Source organism: Kitasatospora sp. NBC_01287 (assembly GCF_026340565.1).
Taxonomy (GTDB): domain Bacteria; phylum Actinomycetota; class Actinomycetes; order Streptomycetales; family Streptomycetaceae; genus Kitasatospora.
Genome location: NZ_JAPEPB010000002.1, coordinates 692175 through 718657 on the forward strand (window position 1 = coordinate 692175; position 26483 = coordinate 718657).

General features: G+C 75.5%; 8 protein-coding genes. 1 reads left to right on the forward strand and 7 read right to left on the reverse strand.

Features of this window, described 5'->3' with window-relative positions; genetic code table 11:
* Nucleotides 1-164 precede the first annotated feature (164 nt).
* The 7 genes from OG455_RS40025 to OG455_RS40055 all read right to left on the reverse strand — a co-directional run bounded on the left by OG455_RS40025 (nucleotide 165) and on the right by OG455_RS40055 (nucleotide 24428).
* Nucleotides 165-19487 carry a type I polyketide synthase gene (locus tag OG455_RS40025; RefSeq protein ID WP_266301687.1) on the reverse strand — a complete coding sequence of 6441 codons (19323 nt, stop codon included), beginning with the start codon at nucleotides 19485-19487 and terminating at the stop codon, nucleotides 165-167.
* A gap of 139 nt (nucleotides 19488-19626) precedes the next feature.
* Nucleotides 19627-20391, reverse strand: a complete 765-nt coding sequence (locus OG455_RS40030; protein WP_266301688.1) for a thioesterase II family protein — start codon at nucleotides 20389-20391, stop codon at nucleotides 19627-19629.
* Complete coding sequence (locus tag OG455_RS40035) at nucleotides 20388-21617, reverse strand: alpha/beta hydrolase (protein WP_266301689.1); 1230 nt, start codon at nucleotides 21615-21617, stop codon at nucleotides 20388-20390. Before OG455_RS40035 ends, OG455_RS40030 begins: the two co-directional genes overlap by 4 nt.
* Complete coding sequence (locus OG455_RS40040) at nucleotides 21614-22366, reverse strand: 2-oxo acid dehydrogenase subunit E2 (RefSeq protein WP_266301690.1); 753 nt, start codon at nucleotides 22364-22366, stop codon at nucleotides 21614-21616. Before OG455_RS40040 ends, OG455_RS40035 begins: the two co-directional genes overlap by 4 nt.
* The gene (locus OG455_RS40045) at nucleotides 22363-22596 is read right to left on the reverse strand and encodes a phosphopantetheine-binding protein (protein WP_266301691.1); all 234 of its coding nucleotides are present in this window, start codon (nucleotides 22594-22596) and stop codon (nucleotides 22363-22365) included. The genes OG455_RS40040 and OG455_RS40045 overlap by 4 nt, the downstream gene beginning before the upstream one ends.
* Entirely contained in the window at nucleotides 22593-23645 is a 1053-nt protein-coding gene (locus tag OG455_RS40050; RefSeq protein WP_266301692.1) for a 3-oxoacyl-ACP synthase III family protein, read from the reverse strand. The genes OG455_RS40045 and OG455_RS40050 overlap by 4 nt, the downstream gene beginning before the upstream one ends.
* 102 nt (nucleotides 23646-23747) lie before the next feature.
* Nucleotides 23748-24428 (reverse strand): 4'-phosphopantetheinyl transferase, encoded by a 681-nt coding sequence (locus OG455_RS40055; RefSeq protein ID WP_266301693.1) that lies wholly within the window; start codon nucleotides 24426-24428, stop codon nucleotides 23748-23750.
* A gap of 623 nt (nucleotides 24429-25051) precedes the next feature.
* On the opposite strand from OG455_RS40055, the gene OG455_RS40060 reads away from it, so the two are divergent.
* Complete coding sequence (locus OG455_RS40060; RefSeq protein WP_266301694.1) at nucleotides 25052-26215, forward strand: ATP-binding protein; 1164 nt, start codon at nucleotides 25052-25054, stop codon at nucleotides 26213-26215.
* Nucleotides 26216-26483 lie beyond the last annotated feature (268 nt).

The following is a 26483-nucleotide window of genomic DNA, read 5'->3' on the forward strand; positions in this document are numbered from 1 at the left end:
GTTAGCCGAGTCGGGTTCAGAGTCGGGGCGCGGCGACGGGCCGCGCATCGGTCGCTGGGGCAGGAACGCGGCGGCAGGCCGCGCGTCGGTCGCGGGGATCGGGCCGCGGCGTGGCGCCGCGGGGTCGGTCACCGGGGTCGAGCCGCGGCAGCCGGCCGCGGGGGTCAGTCGCTGAGTTCGCGATCCAGCAGCCCGAACAGCTCATCATCGGAGGCTGAATCCATCCCAAAGGCCGGCTCCGCGGCGCCGAGCGGCTCCTGAGGCTCCGTCAGTTCGTCGAGGGCGGAGCGCAGGGCGGCCACCAGCTCGGCCCGCTGCCGGTCGGACCGGTCCAAGGCCGCCGCACCGGTGACCCACCGGCCGAGCGCGGCCCGGTCGTACGCGGGGCGGGCGGCGGCCAGCAGGTCCACCAGGTGAGCGGTGAGCGCCCGCACGGTGGGATGGTCGAAGAGCACGGTGGTGGGCAGCCGCTGGGCCAGCTCCGCGCCGAGGCGGTTGCGCAGCTCGATCGCGGTGAGCGAGTCGAGACCGAGGTCGAACAGGCCGCGGTCCTCCGGCACCGCGGCGCCCGAGCCCAGGCCGAGCACCTCGGCGACCGCGCCGCGCACCAGGGCGGCCACCGCCTCCGCCGTCCCGGCCGGGTCGAGGCCCGCCAGGCGCTGGACGACCGGCGCCTGGGCCGGGTCGGCCGGGTCGGCCACCGAGCCGGTGGCGGGCCCGGCAACAGGCCCGGCAGCAGGCCCGGTGGCCGCGGCCGTGCGCGGCACCAGGTCGGCGAGCAGCGAGGGCAGTTCGGCACCGCGCCGGGCCAGCGCCGCCCGGTCGAAGCGCACCGGCACCAGCAGGTCGTGGTCCGGGCCGAGCCCGAGCGCCTGGTCGAGCAGGTCGAGCCCGGCGGCGCGGGCCAGCGGGCGGATGCCCAGCCGCTCGATCCGGGCCCGGGACGGCGCGGCGAGGCCGGCGGCCAGCCCGGCGCCCTCACCCTGCGGACCGTCCTCCCAGAGCCCCCAGGCGAGCGAGGTGCCGGGCAGTCCGGCGGCGCGGCGGTGCGCGGCGAGCGCGTCCAGGTAGGCGTTGGCCGCCGCGTAGGCGGCCTGGCCCGCGTTGCCCAGCACCCCGGCGACCGAGGAGAAGAGCACGAAGGCGGTCAACTCCCGTCCGAGCGTCGCCTCGTGGAGATTGCGTGCCGCGTCCGCCTTGGGCCGCAGCACCCGGTCGAGTTGATCATCCGTCAGATTGGCCAGCACGGCGTCGTCCAGCACCCCGGCCGCGTGCAGCACGGCGATGGGGCCGTCCTCGATTCCGGCCACCAGGCGTTCGACCGCCGAGGCGTCCGCCAGGTCGCAGGCGGCGGTGCGGACCTCGGCGCGCTCGCCCGACTCCCCGCCCAGCTCCCCGCCCAGCTCCTCGCCCAGCTCCTCGGCCAGCGCGCGCAGCGCCGGATCGGCCGCGCCGCGGCGGCTCACCAGCAGCAGGCGCCGGACACCGTGCGCGGTGACCAGGTGCCGGGCCACGGCCGAGCCGAGCGCGCCACCCGCGCCGGTGACCAGCACGGTGCCCAGCGGGCTTCCACCGCTGGTGGCCTGCGTGGTGACCGGGCGCAGTCGCGGCCGGTAGGCGCGGCCGTCGCGCACCGCGAGCTGCCCGGGGTGAGCGGCCGCCCATCGCCCCAGCGCGGTGGCAGAGGCCGGCGTGCCGTCCGTGTCGATGACGCTCACCCGGCCCGGGTACTCCTGCTGCGCGGTTCGCACCAGGCCCCAGAGCGGCGCCTGGTCGAGCCCGGGCAGGGCATCGCCGGGCAGCGCGGCGACCGCGCCGCTGGTGACCAGGACCAGGTGCCGCGACTCCGGCAGGTCGAGCAGCAGGCGGCGGGCCTCGCGTAGGTTGGCCCGGACGTCCCCGTGGTCGACGGTGACGACGGTGGGCTCACCCGTCGCGTCCGTCGCGTCAGCCGGGTCCGCCGAGTCAGCCGTGCCGGCGATGTCCGCCGCGCGCGGAGCCGGTTGCGCCTCCTCCTCCCAGCGCACCTCGTAGAGCCGCCCCGCGCCGCCCCCGCCGAGCGCCGCGCGGTCCAGCGGACGCAACCGCACTTCCTCGGCGGTGAGCACGGGGGCGCCGGCCGCGTCGGTGACGGCGAGCGCGAACGCCGCCTCACCGGTCGGCGTGATCCGCACCCGCAGCGACCCGGTGGGCCCCTGGTGCAGCCTGACACCGTGCCAGCTCACCGGGACGTCGAACCGCTCGGCGGCCGGCGACCCGAGCGCGGCGGCGGGCCAGGCGTGCAGCGCGGCGTCCAGCAGCGCGGCGGGACGCGCCGCCCCGGTGACCGCCTCGCCCAACTCCACCTCCGCGTAGAGCGCCTGCTCGCCACGCCAGAGCGCCCGCAGCCCCTGGAAGGCCGGCCCGTAGCCGTAGCCCTGCTCGGCCAACGCGGCGTAGGCGCCCGCCAGTGGCACCGGACGCGCGTCGGCCGGCCGGTCCGCCTCGCCCGGCTCACCCGGCTCACCCGGCTCACCCGGCTCACCCAACTCGCCCGGGTCCAGCAGCTCACCCGGCTCGGCGAGCAGCGCCCGCGCGTGCAGTGTCCACGGCGCGTCGGCAGCCGCCGCGTGCACCCGCGCCTCCGCTCCGCTCACGGTGACCCGCAGGCGCAGTTCGGCCGCCTCCTCGATCACCAGCGGTGCGTGCAACGACAGTTCGGTCAGGCCCGGCCGCCCGTGCCGCTCGGCCAGGCGGGCCAGCAGCTCGACCAGCGCCGCCGCGGGCAGCACCGGAGTGCCGTGCAGGGCGTGCTCGGCCAGCCAGGGCAGGCGGCGCAGTGAGAGCAGTCCGGTGTAGACCGCGTGGTCGGCGTCCGGGTCGGCGATCCGTGCCGCGAGCAGCGGGTGGCCCGGCTCGTCGGCGCCCAGGCCGTGCGCGTCGCCGCCCGCTTCGGGGGCGGGCGGCAGCAGCCAGAGCCGCTCCCGCTCGAACGCGTAGGTCGGCAGCGGCACGGTGCGTGCCCCCTCGCCGAGCAGCGCCCGCCAGTCCCAGGGGACCCCTGCCACGTGCGCACGGGCGACGAAGGACCAGAGGGCCGCCACATCCTCCCGGCGCCGGTCCAGCGCGGACAGCGCCACGGTCTGCGGGCCCAGCTCGCTCTGCTCGACCAGCGCGGTGAGCGCGGCGTCCGGGCCGAGCTCCAGGAAGCGGCCGACCCCGAGTTCGCGCAGCCGCGTGAGCGCGTCCGCGAACCGGACGGTGCCCCGCAGTTGCTCGCTCCAGTGGCCGGTCGAGGCGAGGTCCGCCGGCGCGGCCTCGCGTCCGGTCAGGGTGGAGACCACGGGTCGGTCCGCCGCGCCCTCGGCGAGCGCGAGCCCGTCGACCTCGGCGCGGAAGGCGGGCAGCACCGGGTCCATCAGCGCGGAGTGGAAGGCGTGGCTGACGGTGAGCGGGCGGGTGCGGTGCCCGAGTCCGGCCAACTCGGCGGCGAGCCGGGCCACCTGCTCGGACTCGCCGGAGAGGACCACCGAGGAGGGCGTGTTGACGGCGGCGATGTCCACCTCGGCCCCGATCCGCGCCCGCGCCGCCTCGACCGCCGCCTGATCCGCCTGGACGGCCACCATGGAGCCGCCCGGCGGCAGTTGCTGCATCAGCCGGCCCCGGACCCCGACCAGCGCGACCGCCTCCGGCAGGCTCAGCGCGCCACTCAGGTGAGCGGCCGCCAGTTCGCCGACCGAGTGGCCGGCGAGCGGCCCGGCGGGCAGGCCCCAGGACTCCAGCAGCCGGAAGAGCGCCACCTCGACGGCGAACAGCGCCGCCTGGGCGTAGCGGGTCCCGTCCAGCTCGCCGCCGTCCGCCTCCAGCACCGCAGCGAGCTCCAACCCCTCACGCTCGCGCAGCAGTTCGGCGACCTCGTCGAAGGCCGCCGCGTACACCGGGAAGGCCGCGCGCAGCGCGCCGCCCATCCCGACCCGCTGGCTGCCCTGCCCGGTCAGCAGCACCGCCGTGCCACCGGGCACCGTGCTCCCGCTGACCACGATCGGGAAGCCCTCCGCGGCCGCCCGGCCGCCGCTGGTCAGCGGGTCGGTTCCGGCCCGCGGAGCGGCATCGGCCAGCAGGTCGAGCCCGGCGAGCAGTTCGGACCGGTCGCGGCCGACCACGACCGCCCGGTGCTCGAAGGCGGTCCTGGTGGTGGCCAGCGAGAGCGCGAGATCGGCATCGCCCGCTCCGCCGTCGGCCGAGACGAACTCGCGCAGCCGCCGGGCCTGCTCGCGCAGCGCGTCGGGGGTGCGGGCGCTCAGCACCCAGGGGACGGCCCGACCAACCGTCGGCCCGGTCGTCGGCCCGGCAGTCGACTCCAGAGCCGCCAACGGCTCGGTGTCGGTGCCCTGTTCGAGGATCACGTGCGCGTTGGTGCCGCTGATCCCGAACGAGGAGACGGCCGCCCGCCGCGGCCGGTCCCGGCGCGGCCACGGGGTCGGCCCGGTGGGCACCACGACCGTGCCCGCCGACCAGTCCACGTGCTCCGAGGGCCGGTCCAGGTGCAGGGTGCCGGGCACCGTGCCGTGCCGCATCGCCTGCACCATCGCGATGATCCCGGCCACGCCGGCGGCGGCCTGGGTGTGGCCGATGTTCGACTTCACCGAGCCCATCAGCAGCGGGTCGTCCGCGTCGCGCGCGCTGCCGTAGGCGCTCAGCACCGCGCCGGCCTCGATCGGGTCGCCGAGCCGGGTCCCGGTCCCGTGCGCCTCCAGCACGTCCACCTCGGCGGGGCCCAGTCCGGCCGACGCCAGCGCCCGCTGGATCACCCGCTGCTGGGCCGGGCCGTTGGGCGCGGTGAGGCCGTTGCTCGCACCGTCCTGGTTGACGGCGGAGCCGCGCACCACGGCGAGCACCCGGTGCCCGTTGCGGCGGGCGTCGGAGAGCCGCTCCAGGACCAGCAGCCCCACGCCCTCGCCCCAGGCGGTGCCGTCGGCGGCGGCGGCGAAGGGCTTGCAGCGCCCGTCGGCCGCCAGCCCCTGCTGGCGGCTGAACTCGACGAAGGTGGCCGGGCTGGCCATCACGGTCGCACCGCCGACCAGCGCCAGCGAGCAGTCGCCCAGCCGCAGCGCCTGCGCCGCCTGGTGCAGCGCCACCAGGGAGGAGGAGCAGGCGGTGTCCACGGTCACCGCGGGCCCCTGCAGGCCGAGCGAGTAGGCGACCCGCCCGGAGGCCACACTGCCGGCACTGCCGCTGACCAGATAGCCCTCCAACTCCTTCGCGGATCCCGGGCGTTGGTGCAGCCTGGCGCCGTAGTCGGCGTACATCACCCCGACGAACACCCCGGCGTCGGTGCCGCGCAGCGTGGTCGGGTCGATGCCGGCGTCCTCGGCCGCCGCCCAGGCGGTCTCCAGCAGCAGGCGCTGCTGCGGGTCCACCGCCAGTGCCTCGCGCGGGCTGATGCCGAAGAAGGCCGGGTCGAACTCGGCCGCGTCGTGCAGGAATCCGCCGAACCGGGTGGACGAGGTCCCCGGGTGGGCGGGGTCCGGGTGGAACAGCTCCGGATCCCAGCCGCGGTCGGTGGGGAACTCGGTGATCGCGTCGGTCCCGGAGACCAGCAGCTGCCAGAAGTCGGCGGGAGAGCGGACCTCACCGGGGAAGCGGCAGGCCATGCCGACGATGGCGATCGGATCGTCCGACGCACCGGGGCCGGCGAGGGCACCGCCGGCCGGGGCGGCGGCCGCCTCGACCGCGCGCGGCTCCGGCCGCAGCTGCGCGGCCACGAAGCCGATCAGCGCGGCGGCGTTGGGGTGGTCGAAGACGACGGCTCCCGGCAGCCGCAGGCCCAGGTCGGCGTTGAGCCGGTTGCGCAGCTCGACGGCGGTGAGCGAGTCGAAGCCGAGGTCGCTGAAGGCCCGCTCGGGGTCGAGCGCGGCCCCCCGGTCGTGGCCGAGCACATCCGCGATGGCGTCCAGCACGATCCGGGCGGGGTCCACGGCGCGCGGGTCCACGACACGCGGGTCCACGACACGCGGGTCGGCGGTCGAGGTGGCGGTCGGGTCGGCGGTCGCGGTGCCCGGCGCCGTGCCGGTCGGGCGCGGCAGCGGCGCGCGGGTGGGTGCGGGGCGGCCCAGGTCGGCCGCGATCAGCGCCGGCAGGTCCAGTCGCAGCGCGCGGTCGAACAGCGCCAAGGCGTCGGCGGCGGCCATCGGCCGGATGCCGGCGCGGTCGAGCCGGGCCAGGTCGCGTTCCCCGAGCGCGGCGGCCAGACCGGCATCGAGGTCCCACAGGCCCCAGTGCAGGGCCGTCGCCGGGCTCCCGGCCGCGCGGCGGCGGCGGGCGATCCCTTCGAGCGCGGCGTTCGCGGCGCAGTAGGCGGCCTGCCCGGCCGTGCCGAGCACGCCCGCGACCGAGCCGTAGAGCACGAAGGCGTCCAGCTCCGCCGTCCGGGTGAGTTCGTCCAGGTGCTGGGCGGCGCCGACCTTGGCGTCCAGGGTCTGCCGCAGGGTCTCGGCGGTGAGGCCTTCGAGCACGCCGTCCTGGGCGATGCCGGCCGCGTGCACGACGGCGGCGAGCGGCGCGGGCAGCTCGGCCAGCAACGCGGCGACGGCGGCCCGGTCGGCCAGCTCGCAGGCCCGGACCTCGGCCCGGGCACCCAGCCCGGCCAGTTCGGCCACGATGGCGGTCGCGGCCGGGTGCGCGGGGCCGCGCCGGCTCACCAGCACCAGGTTCCGGATCCCGTGGCGGGTCACCAGGTGCCGTGCCGTCAGCCGGCCGAGCGCGCCGGTGCCGCCGGTGATCAGGACGGTGCCGCCGGCGAGGCCGCGCGGCCAGTGGTGGACGGGGGCCGCCGGCTCGGGCGCGGCGTCCGTGACGAGGACCGGTGCGGGTATCCGCACCTCCCAGGCGGAGCCGTCCGCGCCGTCCGCCTCACCCGTGCCGCCCGTGCCGCCCGTGCCGCCCACATCGGTGGCCACGAGGGCCTGCGGGTGCGCCGCGCCGACGGCCGCGAGCAGCCCGTCCTCGGCGCCCGGGTCGGCGTGCACCAGCGCGAACCGGCCCGGGTGCTCGGCCTGCGCGGCCCGGACCAGGCCCCACAGCGCCGCCGTGGCGGGGTGCGCGTGCGGATCCCGGCCCGCTCGCGCGTCCGTCACCAGGACGAGCGGGGCAGCCGCGGCGTCCGGTTCGGCCAGCCGCGCGAGCAGCGTGGCGCGGGCCAACTCGGCCGCCTCGTAGGGATCCTCGACACGGACCCGCAGGACCTCGGCCCCGGTCCCGGCTCCTGCCGCAGAAAGCGAGACCGGCTGCGGCACCGGCACCGGCCGCCACTCCAGCCGGTGCAGCCCGGCCCCGGACGGCAGTGCCCGCAGGCGCAGCCGCTCCACCGTCAGCACCGCGGCGCCCGCCTGGTCGGTCAGCTCCACCCGGTAGCACTGGTCGGCCACCGGCGTGAGCCGCGCCCGGACCGGGGCGGAGCCGGGGGCGTGCAGCCGCACCCCCTCCACGGCGTACGGGACCAGCCGGGGGCCGCCGAGACCGTACAGCGGCAGCACGTGCAGGGCGGCGTCCAGCAGCGCCGGGTGCAGGCCGTAGGGCCCGGTGCCGGCGCGGACCGCCGGGGTCGGCCCGACCTCGGCGAGCAGCTCCCCCGCCGCCTCCCAGGCCGCGCGCAGCCCTTGGAACGCCGGGCCGTAGTCGTAGCCGGCGGCCGCCAGCGACGCGTACGCCGCGCCGGGCCCGTCGCCGTCGAGGCGGCGCGCCTCCTCCGGCCAGGGCTGCGGCTGCGGCTGGGGCTGGGGCTGGGGCTGCGACTGGAGCCCACCGGCCTGCGGCGGCGCGGCCAGCGCGCCGGTCGCGTGGGTGCGCCACTGCCCGTCCGCGCCGCCGCGCGCCCGCACCGTCAGGGCTCCGTCCGCCGCGACCGCCACCTGCACCGGCACCGCGCGGTCCGCCGCCGGCTCCAGCGGCTCGCTCAGCAGCAGCTCGCGCAGTTCCGTGCGCCCGACCACCGCCCCGGCGGCCAGCGCGAGTTCGATCAGCACCGCGGCCGGGAGCAGCACCCGCCCGTCGATCCGGTGCTCGGCCAGCCACGGCTGCCGGCCGAGCTCCAGCGTGCCGGTGAACAGCACACCACCGTCCGGCAGTTCGACGGAGCCGGGGAGCAGCGGATGGGCCGAGGCCTCGATCCCGAAGGCGTCGGCCCGCCCCGGCGCCGGATCCTCGGCCGACTGGAGCCAGTAGCGCCGGGTCTGGAACGGGTAGACCGGCAGGTCCACCAGGCGGGCGCCGGCGAAGCTCGCGCCGAACTCCACCGGTACGCCCGCGACGTGCAGGCGGGCGAACGCCGTCCGCACCGTCTCCTCTTCCGGGCGCCCGGGTCGCAGCAGCGCCACCGCGACCGCCTCGTCCGGGGTGTCGCCCTGGGGCACCAGCGCCGCCAGCGCGCCGTCCGGCCCGAACTCCGCGAAGCAGGTCACCCCCAGCTCCTGGGCGGCCCGGACGGCGTCGAGGAACCGGACCGGCCGCCGGACCTGCTGGACCCAGTACTCCGGCTCCGACAACTCGCCGGCGAGCGCCGGGCGGCCGGTGACGGTGGAGATGATCGGCACCGCGGGCTCGGCGAAGCTGAGCCCGGCCAGCGCCTGGCGGAACTCGGCGAGCACCGGCTCCATCCGGGAGGAGTGGAAGGCGTGCTCCACCCGGAGCCGGGTGGCCTTGCGTCCCCGCGCCTTCCACCGCGCGACCAACTGGTCCAGCACGGTGGCCTCGCCGGAGAGCACCAGCGCGGCCGGGCCGTTGACGGCCGCCAGCTCCACCGCCCCGTCCACTGCCCCGTCCACTGCCGCGATCAGTTCGGCCGCCTCGGCCTCGCTCGCCTCGAAGGCGGCCATCGCCCCGGCGGGCGCCGACTGCATCAACCGGCCCCGGGCGGCCACCAGCGCGCAGGCGTCGGCCAGGTCGAGGACACCCGCCACGTGCGCGGCGGCGACCTCGCCGACCGAGTGACCGATCAGGAAGTCGGGGCGCAGGCCGGACTCCTGCGCCAGCCGGTACAGCGCGGTCTCGACCGCGAAGAGGGCGGGCTGGGCGAAGCGGGTCTGCCGCAGCTCCTCGGCACCGCTCTCGACGAGCGCGCGCAGCCCGGTGCCGACCAGCGGGTCGAGCACGGCGGCGACCTCGTCGAACGCCCGCGCGTACGGCTCCGAGGTGCGCAGCAACTCGGCACCCATGCCGATGCGTTGGGAGCCCTGTCCGGAGAAGAGCGCGGCCAGCCGGCGCTCGGGGCGGGCCCGGCCGACCACGGCCAGCGGGTGGCGCTCGCCGTCGCGGACGGCGGCGAGGGCGGCCAACGCCTCGTCCAGGGTGGCCGCGTGGACCACGGCGCGCTCCGCCAGGCGGGCCCGCCGGGCCAGCGTGTGGCCGAGGTCGACCAGTTCGGTGGGCCCGCTCGCGACCCCGGTCGCGGCGGTGAGGGCGGCGTGCAGGGCGCCGGCCTGGGCGCGCAGCGCGGCGCCACTCTTCGCGGCGAGCAGCAGCGGGACCGCGCGCGCCTCGTCGACGGGTGCGCTCGCCGGAGCGGAGGTCTCGGTCAGCACGGTTTCCTCGGGGGCTTGTTCGAGGATCACGTGCGCGTTGGTCCCACTGATCCCGAACGAGGACACCCCAGCCCGACGCACCCGACCCGTCCGCGGCCACTCCCGCTCCCGCCCCAACAACTCGACCCCGGAACCCTCCCACCCCACATGCCGCGACGGCACCTCCACGAACAACGTCCGCGGCAACACCCCCCGCCGCAACGCCTCCACCACCTTGATCACACCACCCACACCAGCAGCCGCCTGCGCATGCCCGATATTCGACTTCAACGACCCCACGAACAACGGCACACCACGACCACCACCACCATCGCGACCACCACCATCGCGACCACCACCCCCATACGCACCGATCAACGCCTGCGCCTCGATCGGATCCCCCAACACCGTCCCCGTCCCATGCGCCTCCACCACATCAACATCACCAGGCACCAACCCCGCATCCACCAGAGCCCGACCGATCACCTCCACCTGCGCCCGACCACTGGGAGCCGTCAAACCATTCGACGCACCATCCTGATTCACCCCCGAACCAGCCACCACCGCCAACACCCGATGCCCCAACCGCCGAGCCACCGACAACCGCTCGACCACCACCACCCCCACACCCTCCGCCCAACCCGTCCCACCCGCACCATCACCAAAAGCCCGGCACCGCCCATCCACCGACAACCCACCCTGCCGAGAAAACTCCACGAACATCCCCGGCGACGCCATCACCGCCACCCCACCAGCAACCGCCAACCCACACTCACCCGACCGCACCGCACGCACCGCCAGATCCAACGCCACCAACGACGACGAACACGCCGTATCCACCGTCAACGCCCGACCCCGCAAACCCAACACATACGCAATCCGCCCCGACGCCACACTGGACTCACTGCCGGCCAGCAGCAGGCCCTCCACCTCCTCGGGCACGCTGCGCAGCCGGGAGCCGTAGTCGTCGTACATCGCGCCGATGAAGACGCCGGTGTCGGAGTCCTTCAGCGACAGCGGATCGATCCCCGCCCGCTCCAGCGCCTCCCAGGTCACCTGCAACAGCAACCGCTGCTGCGGGTCGGTGGCCAGCGCCTCGCGCGGGCTCATGCCGAAGAAGTCGGCGTCGAACTCCCCCGCGTCGTAGAGGAATCCGCCGCGCTTGGTGTAGGTCGTGCCGCGGTGCTCGGGGTCGGGGTGGTAGAGCGCCTCCAGGTCCCAGCCGCGGTCGGTCGGGAACTCCCCCGTCGCGTCCCCGCCGCGCGCCACCAGATCCCACAGCTCCTCCGGCGAGGACACCCCGCCCGGATACCGGCACCCCATCCCCACGATCACCACCGGATCCTCCGACCGCCCCACCACCACAGCAGCGGCAGCCGGTTCGGCGGCGGACTCGGCGGCGGGTGCCGGCGCGGGTGCGGTGAGCGCGGCCACCAGGTGCCCGGCGAGCTCGGCGACGGTGGGGTACTCGAAGACGACGGTCGCCGGCAGCGCCAGCCCGGTCAGCGCGTTGAGGCGGTTGCGCAGCTCGATGGCGGTGAGCGAGTCGAACCCCAGCTCCTTGAAGGCCCGTTCGGCCGGCACCACGTCGGCCTGCTGGTGGCCGAGCACCTGGGCGATCTGCTCCCGCAGCAGCGCGGTGACGGTGCGCGGCCGCTCCTGCGGCGGCACGGCGGCCAACCGCCGCCCCCAGGCCCCTTTCCCGGCCCCGGCCCGCTGCTGGACGGCGGGCAGTCGGACCAGCCCGGCGAAGAGCGTCGACAACCGCCCGGCGGCGGCCTCCGCCCGCAGCACGGCCTCGTCCCACGGGGAGACCACCAGTGCCTGACGCGGCACCAGGTGCGGTTCGCCCGTCACCCGGTCCAGCACGTCCAGGGCCAGCGCGGTGGGCACCGGACCGATGCCGTACCGGGCCAGCCGGGCGCGGTCCGCGGCACCGAGGTGACCGGTCAGAGCGCCGGTCTCCTCCCACAGGCCCCAGGCGAGCGCGGTGGCGGGCAGGCCGGCGGCGCGGCGATGCGCGGCGAGCGCGTCCAGGAAGGCGTTCCCGGCGGCGTAGTTGGCCTGTCCGGGCACTCCGAGGGTGCCCACCGCCGAGGAGAAGAGCACGAACTCGACCAGCTCCTGATCACGCGTCAACTCGTGCAGCAGCCAGGCCGCGTCCACCTTGGGCCGCAGGGCCGCCGCGAGTTGATCGGGCGTCAGATCGGCGACGGTGGCGTCCGCGAGCACCCCGGCGGTGTGGATCACCGAGCGCAGCGGTCGCCGCGGCGGGACGGTCGCGAGCAGCTCGGCCAGCGCGGCACGATCGGTGACATCGCAGGCGGCGACGGTGACCTGGGCCCCGGCCGCGCGCAGTTCGGCGGCGAGGTCGGCCGCGCCGGGTGCCGCCTGGCCGGAGCGGCTGACCAGCAGCAGGTGCGGCGCGGCGGGCCGCGCGGCGAGGTGGCGGGCCACGATCGCGCCGAGCGCGCCGGTGCCACCGGTGATCAGCGCGGTGCCCGGTTCGGCGCCCGGCGCTCCCCCGTCCCCCCGCTCGGGCAGCTGGTGGACCGTCAGCCTCGGTACCAGGAGCGCTCCTTCGCGGATCTCGCTCTCCCGCTCGGTGAGGTGGGCGACGAGCGCCCTGACCGCCGTGGGCGCGTCCACGGCGGTGAGACCGAACCGGTCCGGGTGCTCGGCAGCGGCGCCCCGCACCAGGCCCCGCACTGCCCCGGCCGCCAGGTCGTCGACGGGCAGCACGAACTGGAGCCGGGTGGCGGACAGCGCCGGTTCGGCCAGCCAGCGCTGGACCAGGTCCAGAACGGCGGCGGTCCAGGCGTGGGCGTCCGCCACCGGGCCTCGCGAGGCGTGCCCGCCGACGGGCACCAGCACCGTCTCGGGCACCGGCCCGGCGGCGAGCAGCTCCTCCAGCGAGTCGGCGGCCCTGGGCGCACCGGTGACCAAGCCGGGGTCGCCCAACCCGGTGAGCAGCGCGAGCGAGCCGGCGGGGGCGCCCGCCTCGGGCGCCGGCACCCAGTCGATCCGGTGGACCGCGGCGGGCGTGGCGCCCAGCAGCCGGGCGGGGTCGACCGGGCGGAACGCGAGCGAGGCGATCTCGGCGAGCGGCGCACCCCGCTCGTCGGCGAAGGCGAACCGGAACCGGTCGCCCGCCAACGGTTCGATCACCACCCGCAGCGCGCCGCCGCCGTGGCCCGCGCCGAGCAGGCGCAGTCCCTCGAAGGCGAAGGGCAGCAATGGCCGGCTCGGCTGCCCGGCCGCGTCCGGGTCGGGGTCCGGATCCGCCAGCAGGCCGCCGACCACGGGGTGCAGCGCGGCGTCCAACTGGGCGGGGTGCAGGGCGAAGCCCTCGGCCGCCGCGGTCTCCTCGACCGGCGCGATCTCGGCGTACAGCCGTCCGCCGGACCGCCAGGCGGCCGTCAGGCCCTGGAAGGCGGGGCCGTAGTCGTACCCCCGCGCGTACAGGTCGCGGTAGAGGTCGGCGAGCTCCACCGCCGTGGCCCCGGGCGGCGGCCAGGCGGCGGCCAGCTCGGTGGTGGACAGCTCGGTGGCGGCCGCGACGGGCACCACAACCGGGGGCGCCAGCAGCGCGGTGGCGTGCCGGGTCCACGGCCCGCCCCCGTCGGGGCGCGCGTGCACCTGCAGCGTCCGCAGGCCCTGCCCGTCCGGCTCGCCGACCAGCAGCTGGAGTTCGGCGGCCTGGCCGGCGCCTGGCACCAGCGGCGCGAGCACGGTGAGCTCGCGCACCTCGGCGCCGTCGAGCAATGTGCCGACCCGCAGGGCGAGTTCGGCGAAGGCCGTGCCAGGGAGCAGGACGGTGCCGAGGACCAGGTGGTCGGCGAGCCACGGTTCGGTCCGCAGGTCCAGCCGTCCGGTCAGCAGCAGGCCGCCGCCTTCGGCCAGCGGGACCAGCTCGTGCAGCAGCGGGTGCCGCTGCCGGTCCTGGCCCAGGCCCGCGCCCGCCTGGCGGCTCGGCCGCGGCACGGACCAGTAGCGGTCGGTGGCGAACCGGTAGGTCGGCGGCTGCTCGGCCGGCAGGGCGATCTGCGCGGTGGCGGCCCAGCCCACCGGGACGCCGCCCAACTCGGCGGCCGCCAGCGCGCGGTGGAAGCCCGCCGGGCCGCCGCCGTCGCGGCGCAGGGTGCCGGTGGTCACGGCCCGCACCTCGCGCTCGGCGAGGATGTCGCCGAGCGCGTAGGTCAGCACCGGGTGCGGGCTGACCTCGACGAAACGGCGGTGGCCCGCGTCGAGCAGGCCGTGCACGGCGGCCTCGAAGCGAACCGTGTCCCGCAGGTTGCGGTACCAGTACTCGGCGTCGAGCGTGCGGGTGTCCTCGATCCGCTCGCCGGTCGCGCCCGAGTAGTAGGCGACGGTCGCCGCCTTCGGGGTGAGGTCAGCGGCGATCCGCAGCAACTCCTCGCGCAGCGGCTCGACATGGCGGGTGTGCGAGGCGTAGTCGACCGGGATCCGCCGGGCCCGCACGCCCTCCCGCTCGCACCACGCGAGCAGCTCGGCGAGGGCTGCCTCGTCCCCGGCCACGACGGTGGCGGCGGGGCCGTTGCGCACGGCGACCTCCAAGGCGCCCGCGTGCTCGGCGAGGAGCGGGGCCAGCGCGTCGGCGGCGAGCGCGACGGAGACCATGCCGCCACCGCCCGCGAGGCCGACCAGCGCGCGGCTGCGCAGCGTGACCAGCTTGGCGGCGTCCCGCAGCGAGAGCACGCCGGCCACGTGGGCGGCGGCGATCTCGCCCTGCGAGTGGCCGACCACGGCGTCCGGGTGGACGCCCGCAGCGCGCCAGAGCGCGGCCAGCGAGACCATCACGGCGAAGAGCGCGGGCTGCACGACATCCACCCGGTCCAGTGACGGCGCGCCGGGTTCGCCGCGCAGCACGGCGACCAGGTCCCAGTCGGTGAAGGCGGCGAAAGCGTCCGCACAGGCCTCGATCGCCTCGCGGAACTCCACGCTGGAGTCGAGCAGTTCGCGCGCCATCGCGGGCCACTGCGAGCCCTGCCCGGGAAAGACGAAGACCGTCCGGCCGGCCACCCGCTCGCCGGTGAGCAGGGCGTCGTGCACCTCGCCCCGGGTCAGCGCGGTGAGGGCCTCGCGCAGGGTGCCGCCGTCCTCGGTGAGCAGCGCCGCCCCGTGCGCGTGCCGGGCGCGGGCGGCGAGGGCGGCCGCGAGGTCGCGGGGGTCGGCGTCCGGGTGGCGGTCCAGGTGCCCGAGCAGCGCGACGGCCTGGCGGGCGAGGGCCGGGGCGTCGGTCGCGGAGAGCAGGACGGGCGGGCGCAGAACGGGCGGGCGCGGGGCCGACTCCGGCGCCGCGAAGGTCTTCTGACCATCCGTCACCACAGCTTCTTCAGGGGCTTGTTCGAGGATCACGTGCGCGTTGGTCCCACTGATCCCGAACGAGGACACCCCCGCCCGACGCACCCGACCCGTCCGCGGCCACTCCCGCTCCCGACCCAACAACTCGACCCCGGAACCCTCCCACCCCACATGCCGCGACGGCACCTCCACGAACAACGTCCGCGGCAACACCCCCCGCCGCAACGCCTCCACCACCTTGATCACACCACCCACACCAGCAGCCGCCTGCGCATGCCCGATATTCGACTTCAACGACCCCACGAACAACGGCACACCACGACCACCACCACCATCGCGACCACCACCCCCATACGCACCGATCAACGCCTGCGCCTCGATCGGATCCCCCAACACCGTCCCCGTCCCATGCGCCTCCACCACATCAACATCACCAGGCACCAACCCCGCATCCACCAGAGCCCGACCGATCACCTCCACCTGCGCCCGACCACTGGGAGCCGTCAAACCATTCGACGCACCATCCTGATTCACCCCCGAACCAGCCACCACCGCCAACACCCGATGCCCCAACCGCCGAGCCACCGACAACCGCTCGACCACCACCACCCCCACACCCTCCGCCCAACCCGTCCCACCCGCACCATCACCAAAAGCCCGGCACCGCCCATCCACCGACAACCCACCCTGCCGAGAAAACTCCACGAACATCCCCGGCGACGCCATCACCGCCACCCCGCCGGCAACCGCCAACCCACACTCACCCGACCGCACCGCACGCACCGCCAGATCCAACGCCACCAACGACGACGAACACGCCGTATCCACCGTCAACGCCCGACCCCGCAAACCCAACACATACGCAATCCGCCCCGACGCCACACTGATCGCCGATCCGGTGAGCAGGTAGCCGCCCGATGAGGCGTCCGCAGCCTCGTGCAGGCGCGGCGCGTAGTCCGAGGCGCTGGCGCCGATGAAGACGCCGGCGTCGGAGTCCTTCAGCGACAGCGGATCGATCCCCGCCCGCTCCAACGCCTCCCAGGTCACCTGCAACAGCAACCGCTGCTGCGGATCCATCGCCGCCGCCTCGCGGGGCGAGATGCCGAAGAAGGCCGCGTCGAACTCGCCGACGTCGTCCAGGAATCCGCCGCGCCGAGTGGCCGAGGCACCCGCGTGGAGCGCCGCCAGGTCCCAGCCGCGATCGGTCGGGAACTCCCCCGTCGCATCCCCGCCACGCGCCACCAGATCCCACAACTCCTCCGGCGAGGACACCCCACCCGGATACCGGCACCCCATCCCCACGATCACCACCGGATCCTCCGACCGCCCCACCACCACAGCGGCAGCAGTGGGTTCGGCGGCGGACTCCGGGGCGGCCGGGGCACGCAGGAACCCGGTCAGCGCGGCGACGGTCGGGTGGCTGAAGAGGGCGTCGGCGGGCAACTCCCGGCCGAGCGAGGCTCCCAGCCGCTCGCGCAGCTCGACCAGGCCCAGCGAGTCGAGCCCGAGGTCCTTGAAGGTGGCCCCCGGGTCGACCCGTGCCGGATCGCCGAAGCCGAGCACCGCCGCGACCTCCGCGAGCACCAGCCGGTCGAGGTCACCGTCCGAAGGCGCATGGCCCGAGGCCAGTTCGCGGACCGGCTGGCGGACCGGCTCACTGACCAGCTCACTGACCAGCTCACGGATCGGATCACTGACCGGCTCACTGACCGGCTCACTGACCGGCTCACGGCCGGGCTCGGCCTCCGCCGCCGTCCGCCGCGGGCGCTCCTGCTGCCCGATCCAGTACCGCTCGCGCTGGAAGGCGTAGGTGGGCAGGTCGATCCGCGGCACCCCGGCCCCGGGGAACACCCGCCGCCAGTCCACCGCCACGCCCGCGGTGAAGAGCCGGCCGAGCGCACCGTCCAGGTCATCGTCCTTGCCCAGCACCGGGAGATGGGCCGCCGTCGGGCCGGTGATCTCCCGGCCGAGACCGCTCAGCGCCGTGCCAGGGCCGGCCTCGACGAACGCCCCCACCCCCGCCCGGTGCAACCAGCGCACGGCGTCGGCGAAACGCACCGGCCGCCGGGCGTGCTCCACCCAGTAGTCCACCCAGTACGCGTCGGCGTTCGCCGGGTCCACCGCACCGGCCGGTTCGCCGGTCACCGTCGAGACGAACGGCAGCCGGGCCGGTGCGAAGGACAGCTCGCGCAGCTCGGCACGGAACGCGTCCAACATGGGCGTCATCAGCGGCGAGTGGAAGGCATGACTGACCGTCAGCAACCGTGTCCGGAGCTCGCGTTCAGCCGCCTTTGCCGCCACCTCGGCGAGCAGCTCCACGGGCCCGGCCAACACCGTGGCGGCCGGGCCGTTCACCGCCGCGACGGCCACCGCCGCACCGGACGCACCGGACGCACCGGACGCACCGGACCCACCGAGTTCACCGAGTTCACCGAGTTCACCGAGCAGCTCACCCACCGCCGCCTCCGACGCGCCGATGGCGAGCATGCCACCGCCGGCCGGCAGCGCGCCCATCAGGCGGCCCCGCGCGGCGATCAGCCGAGCCGCGTCGGCGAGGTCCAGCACGCCCGCGAGGTGCGCGGCGGCGACCTCGCCGATCGAGTGCCCGGCGACGAAGTCGGCCACCACGCCGAGCGAGGCGAGATGACGGGCGGTGGCCACCTCGACCGCGAAGAGCGCGGGCTGGGTGTACTCCGTGCGGTCGAGCAGCGCGGCGCGCGGGCTGCCGGGCTCGGCGGCGATCACCCGCTCGATCGGCTCGGGCAGCCACGGCGCGAGCGCCTCGGCGGCCTCCGCGAACGCCTCGCGCCAGATGGGCGAGCGCTCGGCGGGCAGCAGGCCCATCCCCGGGCGCTGACTGCCCTGGCCGGGGAAGAGGAACGCCACCGCACCCGCGCGCGCCGCGCCGACGCGGAGCCCGGCGGCGGGCCTGCCCTCGGCCAACGCGGCCAGCGCGGCGCGCAGTTCCGCCACGTCCGTGACACCGGTGATCGCGGCCCGCTCGGCGAAGGCCGTCCGACCGGTAGCCAAGGCCCTCGCCAATCCGGCGGGCAGCCCGGCGGGCAGCCCGCCTGCGGGCCCGTTCGCCGGCCCGGCCGACCGCTCCAGCGCCGCGTGCAGCCGCGCGGCCTGGCCGCGCAGCGCCGCGCCGTCGCGACCGCTGAGCAGCAGCGGACCTGACGTATCGTCAGACTCCTGTCGCGCCAGGGCCGGCGCCTCACCCAGCACGACGTGGCAGTTGGTGCCGCCCATGCCGAAGGAGCTGACGCCCGCCAGCAGCCGCCGTGCCTCCGAGCGCGGCCACGGGCCGTGCTCGGTGCGCACCCGCAGGCGCCACCCGGCCAGGTCGATCGCGGGGTTGGGCTCCTCGTGGTCGACGGTGCCCGGCAGCTCGCGCCGGTCGACCGCGAGCACGGTCTTGAGCAGCCCGGCGATGCCCGCCGCACCCTCCAGATGGCCGATGTTGGTCTTCACCGAGCCCACCTGCAGCACGTCGAGGTCCTGCGGCACAGCAAAGGCCGCCGGCACATCAAGGCCCGCCGGCGCATCGAGGTCCGCCGGAACGTCGACATCCACGACCGACCGGGCCAGCCCGAGCCCGCGCGCCTCCAGCGGATCGCCGACGGGCGTCCCCGTGCCGTGCAGTTCCACGTACTGCAGCTCACCCGGCGCCACACCCGCCGCCGCGCAGGCCCGCCGGATCACCTCGGCCTGCGCCTCGGCGCGCGGCACGGTGAGCCCCGCACCGCCGCCGTCGTTGTTCACCGCGCTGCCCAGGATCACGGCGCGCACCCGGTCCCCGTCGGCGAGCGCGGCGGCCAGCGGCTTGAGCAGCACCAGCCCGGCCCCCTCGCCGCGCACGTAGCCGTTGGCCCGGCGGTCGAAGGTGTAGCAGTGCCCGTCCGGGGAGAGCCCGCCGAACTCGGCGACCGTGTCGCTGCCGGCCGGGTCGACGATCAGGTTCACCCCGCCCGCCAGCGCCAGCGTGGACTCACCCCGGCGCAGGCTCTCGCAGGCCAGGTGGACGGCGACCAGCGAGGAGGACTGCGCGGTGTCGACCGCGATGCTCGGGCCGCGCAGCCCGAGCGTGTGGGAGACCCGGTTGGCGATGATCCCCCGGGTGGTGCCGGTGAGCGTGTGGCGGTCGGGTCCGGCGGCGCGGGAGAGGGCCGCGTACTCGTCGGCGATCGAGCCGACGAAGACCCCGGTTGCCCCGCCGAGCAGCGCCGCCGGCAGCAGCCCGGCGTCCTCGACCGCCTCCCAGCTCAGCTCCAGCACCAAGCGCTGCTGCGGGTCCATCGCGGCGGCCTCGCGGGGCGAGATGCCGAAGAACGCCGGATCGAAGCCGTCGATCGCCTCCAGGTACCCGCCGAACCGCAGTCCTGGATGCTGCCGCGCCCCCGGGCCGGTCCCAGGGCCGACCCACGAGCCGGTCTCCGAGCCGGTATCCGAGCCGGTCCCCTGGCCGGCCGCGCGGTCGGCGGGCCGCTCGCCGACCGCGCGGCGCCCCTCGCTGAGCAGCCGCCACAGCGCCTGCGGGTCGGGCGCACCCGGCAGCCGGCAGGCCAGGCCGATCACCGCGATGGGCTCGCCCGCCGCGTCCGCCGCGCTCTCGTTGCCGCTCACTGGAACCTCATCTCTTCATCGGGCCAGGGGGGTTGTGTCCGGTACCAAGGTGCCGAGGGGGGTACGCGCGGGCGCCGGGAGGTACGTCCAGCGCCGGGGGTCACGTCAAGCGCCCGCGGGCGCTCCGCCCGGTGCGGGCTCAGGACGACGGTGCGAGGACCGCGCGCACGGCCGCCACCACGTCCGGGAGCCGGGGCGTCAGGTAGAAGTGGTCGCCGGGCAGTACCCGGAACGTGAAGCGTCCGGCTGCGTGGTCCTGCCAGCGGCGCGCCTGGGCCGGCGTCACCAGCGGGTCGCGGTCACCGACCAGGACCGAGACCGGGCAGTCGAGCCGGGCCAGCGGGTCGGCCGCGTAGCCGCCCAGGGCCCGGTAGTCGGCCCGCAGCGCGGGCAGCACCAGGGCCCGCAGGTCCTCGTTCTCCAGCACCTCCCGGCTGCTGCCGCCCAGCATCAGCACCTCCTCGACCAGGGCCAGGTCACTGTGCAGCAGGGCCGGCTCGACCCGGGTCAGCCCCGGGGCCCGGCCACCGGAGACGATCAGGCCGTGCGGGGACGGGCCGTCGCCCCGCTCGCCGAGCAGCGCGGCCTCGAAGGCGACCAGCGCGCCCATGCTGTGGCCGAAGTAGGCCACCGGGCCGGCGGGCGCGTACCGCAGCACCGCCTCACCGGCCTGCCGGGCGAGCTCCCGCAGGTCGGGCACCGGCGGCTCGGCCCGCCGCTCCAGCCGGCCCGGGTACTGCACCGCCAGCACCCGGACCGCCGGGGCCAGCGCCTGGGCCAGCGGGGTGAAGTACCCGGCGGCGCCGCCCGCGTGCGGGAAGACCACCAGGGTGGGTGCCGACGGGTCGGCGGCCGCGTACTGGCGCAGCCACTCGTCGACCACCACCACCGCCGGCGCGGTCACCGGGCACCCGCCGGCCCGAGCGCGGCCAGTGCGGCGCTCAGCCCGGCGACCACCCGCGGGTCGGCGTCCGGGCGCATCCGCTGGACGGCGAGCAGGCTCCACAGCGCGGTCTCGCGCAGGTGGCCCGGCGCGCCGTGCACGTCGTCGTGCTCCAGCAGTCGCAGGTCCGCGACACCGGCCCGCAGCCGCTCCGCGTCGCCGGGCGGGATGATCTCGTCGCGGCGGGCGACGACGGCGGCCAGCGGGATGCGCAGGCGGGCCGGCGCGTCCTCGTCGAGCCCCCAGTCGCGGATGTGCTCGAAGACCTCCCCCGGGGCCGTGCCCGCCAGGTGGGCCAGGGTGTCGCGGGTCAGCCGAGGCACCTGCCGCTGCCAGGCGGCGTCGGTGAAGAAGTCGCGCACCGGCAGCCCGTTGGCGACGATGCCCCGGATCCGCTCGTCGCGCAGCGCCGCGCCGATCGCCAGGTGCCCGCTGAAGCTCAGCGCGAGCAGGTAGCTCTCCTCGGTCCTGGCCCGGTCGGCGAAAGCGTCCAGGATCGCCGGGAAGAGCCGGGCGCTCTCGCGCTGGTAGCGCAGCGGGTTCTCGCCCACGCCGGGCAGTTCGGCCACCACTCCGGCCATGCCGAAGCCGGCGATCTGCGGCAGGTAGGCACCCCACTGCTCCTTGGGGCTGACGATGCCGCCGGTCATCACCAGCAGCGGGCGCGGCTGCTCGGCGGAGAGGCCGATGGTCCAGACCCGCACCGCGGTGCCGTCGACGTCCACCGTCTCCGGGGTGATCTCCGGCGCCTCGGCCAGCCGCCAGCGGTCGAAGGCCGCGACCGCGTGCCCCAGCGACCGCGCACGCCCCGGGCCGTCGACGAACGGGAACCTCCCCAGCGTGTAGTACTGGCAGGCGCCGAGCAGCTCCCCGGCGGCCTCGCGCCGCTGCCCGGCCCGCACCCACTCGTAGGCCCAGGAGCCGGGCCGGTCACCGCTGTCGGTGGTGATCCGCTCCAGCACCCCGGCGTACTCCTCGGCGGGCAACTGCTGGGAGATCGCGTGGGCCACCACGAAGCGCTTGAGTTCGGCCAGGTCGTTCGCCGGAGCCTGCCCGGCCGTGGGCTCCACCGTCGGCTCCGCCGCCGGCCCGGCCACCGCTGCCACGTCCGTCACCGCTACCCCGTCCGTCACCGCTACCGCGTCCGTCACCACTGCCGCGTCCGTCACCGCTTTCACGTCCGTCACCGCACAGCCTCCAGGGCGTCCTTGATCTCCGTCAGCACCTCGGCCGCCTCGGCGCCGTCGATCACCCGGTGGTCGAAGGTCAGCGACAGCCGCAGCACCGGCGCCACCACCACCGCGCCGTCCCGGGCCACCGGGCGGTCGGCGATCCGGCCCACCCCCAGGGTCACCGTGGTGCCGCCCACCGAGTGGAAGCCGTCGACGGCCGTGTGGCCCAGCGAGGTGACGCTGAAGGTCCCGGTGACGGCCGGCCGCAGCTCCAACTGTCCGGCCGCCGAGCGGAACCGGTCCAGTGCCTCGCGCCACGGCAACGCGCGCAGCGCCCTGATCGGGGCGAACTCGGGCGAGCTGTCCGGGTCCTGGGCCGCGACCCGGTCCAGGTGGGCCTGGACGTCCGCCAGGCTCGCCCGCTCCAACTCGGGGATCACGGTGGCCAGCACCACCCGCCGACCGTCGAACACCCGGTCCAGGGTGACCTTGGCGCTCACCGTGTCGTAGGTCGCCAGTTCGGGTTCGAGCCGGCCCTGGATCGCGCTGTTCGCCTCGGGGTGGCGGGCGAGCACGCCGGCCGCCGCGTGCACCACGTGGGCGACCACCGAGCGGCGGGCGCCGGCCTCCTTGGCCCGCCGGCGCGCGGCGACCAGGGCGGTGGCGTCGACCTCGGTGTCCAGGTGCACCGGGGCGAAGTCCCGGATCTGGTCGAGGAAGAAGAGGGTGTGCCGGCGCTGGGTCGGGAACGGGCGCCGGCTCACCGGGTCACCAGCTCGTAGATCGACTCCAGGCTCCGGGCGTCCAGCAGGTCGGGCAGTGAGAGCGGGCGGTCCACCCGGCGCTCCAGCAGCACCAGCAGGGAGAGGAGTTGGACGGAGTCCCAGCCCGGCAGCAGGTCGAAGTCGCGGTCGAGGCCGCCCTCCGCGACCTCGATCCCGATCCCGTCGCGGACCAGGGCGGCAAACTCCGCCCGGGTGATGGCAGTGCTCAACTCAGGTCACCTCCACGCCGTTCCAGGGCGAGTCCCGCCCTGATCCACTTGCTCGACTCGACGGCCACCGCCAGCGCCCGGGAGGGCGAGGTCATGTCCGCGAGCAGCCGCTCCAGTTGGAAGAAGAGCAGGGCGTTGCCGGTGTTGCCGGTCTCGCCGACCCGGCTCACCTCCAGCGCCCGGGGAAGGTCCAGGTGCTCGGTGATCCTGCGGGTCATGGTGACCGAGAGCTGGGGTGGCAGCAGGTACCCGATCTCCCCGCGTTCCCAACCCAGTTCGTCCAACAGGTCCTGCACCGCCTGCTCGGCGAGCAGCGGCACCCACTCCTCGATCGCCTTGTAGTCCTCACTGGCCGGGGCGGGGCGTTCCGGCGCGTTCCGGTCAGCCTGGCCGTACCAGTTCAGGACCTGTCCCGGCGCGCGGTCCAGGCCGGAGAACCGGGTGACCACCGCGCGCAGCTCGGGCGCCTCGGGCCGCTCCTCCGTGCTCAGCACGGCCGCGCCGGCACCGTCGCCGAAGAGCACGTAGTTGACCAGTTCCCCGGGCGGCAGCGCGGCCAGGTCGGCCGTGACGTCGTAGTGCTTGGCGATCACGTCGCCGCCGATCACCAGCGCGGTCCGGTAGCGGCCGGTGCGCAGCAGGGCCTCGGCCACCTCGAAGGTCTGCACCGCGCCGGAGCAGCCGGACTGCAGCTGGAAGGTCGGGATGTCGTCGATCCGCAACCGGTCCGCGATCACGTTGACCGTGGCGGGCATCAGCTGGTCCGGTGTCGCCGTGCCGAGCACCAGCACGTCGACGTCCTGGGCGGACAGGCCCGCCCGCTCCAGCGCCTGGGCGGCGGCCTCCTCGCCGAGGTCGGCCAGCGACTGGCGCGGCTGCCCGGACGCCAGGTCGATCGCCAGGTGCCTGGTCCTGGTGCCGATGAAGGCCGCCACCCACTCCTGCCAGAGCCGGTCCATCCCGAACCGCTCGGCCAGCGCGGCCGTGTCGATCGGCGGGCCGGGTAACGCCGTCCCCGCCGCCAGCACCCGCACCGCGAACTCACCCACAGGACTCCCCCTTCGCCGTCGCGGCGCTCGCCGCTCACTGCTCACCGCTCACCGCGGTCGCCGATCCTGCGCCGGACGCTAGGTGCGCCCGCTAAACCGGGTCTAAGCCCTGGAGAGGGTGACGGGAGGACCGGGCGCCGGCAGCGTCACCGCCGTGACGAGCAGACCGCGGCCGGTCAGCCAGCGCCCGCGCAGGGCGGCGGCGTCCAGCTCCGGGGCCGGGGCGAGCAGGCGCACCCGGAAGCCGCCCGCCGGGTCGATGGCGATCTCGGCCTGGTCGAAGTCGAGGAAGCGGCCGGTCAGCGGGAACCAGGCCTTGTAGAGGCTCTCCTTCATGCTGAAGAGCAGCCGGTCCCAGGGCAGCTCGGGCGCGAGCCGGCGCAACTCGGCCAGCCGCCGCAGCTCGGCGGGCAGCGCGACGGCCGCCAGTACGCCCTCGGGCAGCGGCAAGAGCGGTTCGGCGTCGATGCCCAGCGAGCGCAGCGCGCCCGCCGGGGCCACCGCGGCGGCCCGGTAGCCGGGGCAGTGGGTCATGCTGCCCACCACACCGGGCGGCCAGCGCGGCGCCCCCCGCTCGCCGGGCAGCACCGGCGCCGGGCCGGCACCCAGGCGCCGCAGCGCCCGGCGAGCGCACCAGCGCACCGCCGCGTACTCGCGGCGGCGCTGCTCGACGGCGTGGCGGATCGCGGCGGCCTCCTCGGGCGCCAACTCCTCCTCCGCCCGCGGCGGGTCGCCGTAGGACTCGACCGCCGCGGCCCGCGGCGGCAGCAGCTGCTCGATCACCGGCGTGCCCGGGCGGTTGGGCTCGATCTCATGTCGGCATCCTGGGTGCGCCCGCTTAACCGGTCCTGAGGCGGACGGCCCGCTCAGCCGCCCAGCCGCTCAGCCGCTCAGCCGCTCACCTGTGACTGTGCACGGTAGATGGCCAGGTTTGCACGCTACTTGGCCAGCGGGCGGGCAACTCGTTGACCGGGGCGGGCCGCAGACCAACTCGGCTCGGAGGACGCCGAGGCGGCTGCGCCGCAAGGCACAGCCGCCTCGGGGCCCCCATCAGCCGGGCCGTCAGTTTGGTGGGCTGTTCATGCTCCAGGCTGCCCTCCTCGCCCACCGCTGACCCATGTAGGGGTCCGGAGAGCGGACCAGACCAGGCTGCGGCGGTGAACTCCTGGGCGTCGCGCGAAATTCATGAAAATTGGTGACCTCGGCGCCGATGGGAATGGTGTCGTACGCGGCTTCGCCGGGCCCGTGCCGGAAGTCCGGCACCAGTTCGCGACTCCCGGGCCGACCGCCTCCGGACGGCCTCGCACCTGCCCGTCTGTGGATTCGGAAAACACGGCCTGACCTGGTGTTTTCCAGAGATTCGCCTAGGGTGAGGAGTTCCGCCGGACCGCATCGGAGGGGACATCATGAGCGGGGAAGCCAACAAGTACGACGCCAGCCAGATACAGGTGCTGGAAGGGTGGGAGGCCGTCCGCAAGCGGCCCGGTATGTACATCGGCTCGACCGGTGAACGCGGCCTGCTCCACATGGTCTTCGAGGTCGCCGACCGGGCCGTGAACGAGGTCCTCGCCGGCCACGCCAGCTGTGTCGACGTCACCCTCACACCCGACGGCGGTGTCCGTGTCGCCGACGATGGGCGGGGAGTTCGTATCGACGAGGCGGGAGCCAGCGGCATTTCCGGCCTCGAAGCCCTGCTGACCCGTTTTCAGACCGGGCCGGGGACCGGAGGCCGCCACGACGTGACGCTCGGCTTCTGCGGAGTGGGGCCCTTCGTCGTCAACGCCCTGTCGAGCCGGATGACGGCCGAAGTGCGGCGCGGGGGAGCTCGCTGGGTCCAGGAGTATGCGCGTGGCGTGGCCGTCACCCCGCTCACCGAGGCCGGGACGTCGACCGGAAGCGGCACCACCATCACCTTCTGGCCCGATGCCGACATCTTCGAGGCTGCGGAGTTCTCCTTCGACGGCCTGGCCGAGCGCTTTCGGGAACTCGCTCTGTTGAACAAGGGCTTGGAGATCTCTCTGACCGACCAGCGCCGTCCGGGCGAGTCCCGGGCGGCCCGGTTCAGGTACCCGGACGGCGCGCGGGACTTCGTGACCCTCCTCGACGAGCCGGAAGAGACCCCCGTTCATCAGCACATCATCGGCTTCGAACGGGAGGACCCGCGCATGGCCGGAACCGTGGAGGTCGCCCTCCGTTGGCGTGACTCCCAAGAGGAACGAATCCGGAGCTTCGCCAACAGCCGGCCCACCTTCGGTGGCACCCACGAGCGCGGCTTCCGGGACGGAGCGGCGGCCGCGGTCACCGCGTACGCACGGAAGCAGGGACAGCTGACAACAGCGGACCCCGACCTCGAAGGCGATCGAATCGGCGAGGGCCTGACCGCGGTCGTGTCGGTGAAGCTGGACCATCCCGAGTTCGAGGGCCCCATACGCGACTTGCTGGGCAACGCCGCGGTGCGAGTCTGCATCGAAGAGGCCGTCCAGCAACACCTCGGCAGGTGGTTGGAAGAATACCCGGAGCGTGCCGCAGCTGTCATCGGCCGGATCATCAACGGCGTCCGTCGGGCCTGACCGGTAGCAGGCCGTCTGCTGGTCCCGGGGGACCGGCCAGCAGGGCGGTCGGCAGCACACGGCGGTCAACCAGTGACATGACCCGTGGCCAACCAGCCTGCTCAGACTGGACAGATAGCGTGCAAACTTTGGCCATCAACCCTGGAAAGTGGCCATCTACGGTGCACAGTCACATCACCGCGCGGGAACGGCCACCCCCGCCGCGCGGTCACCACCCGCGGTCACCATCCAGGGTCACCACCCGCGGTCACCATCCAGGGTCACCACC

Bases quoted from the DNA above. Each gene is read 5' to 3' on its own strand.
- OG455_RS40060 (WP_266301694.1), top strand. From the start codon at position 25,052: ATGAGCGGGGAAGCCAACAAGTACGACGCCAGCCAGATACAGGTGCTG.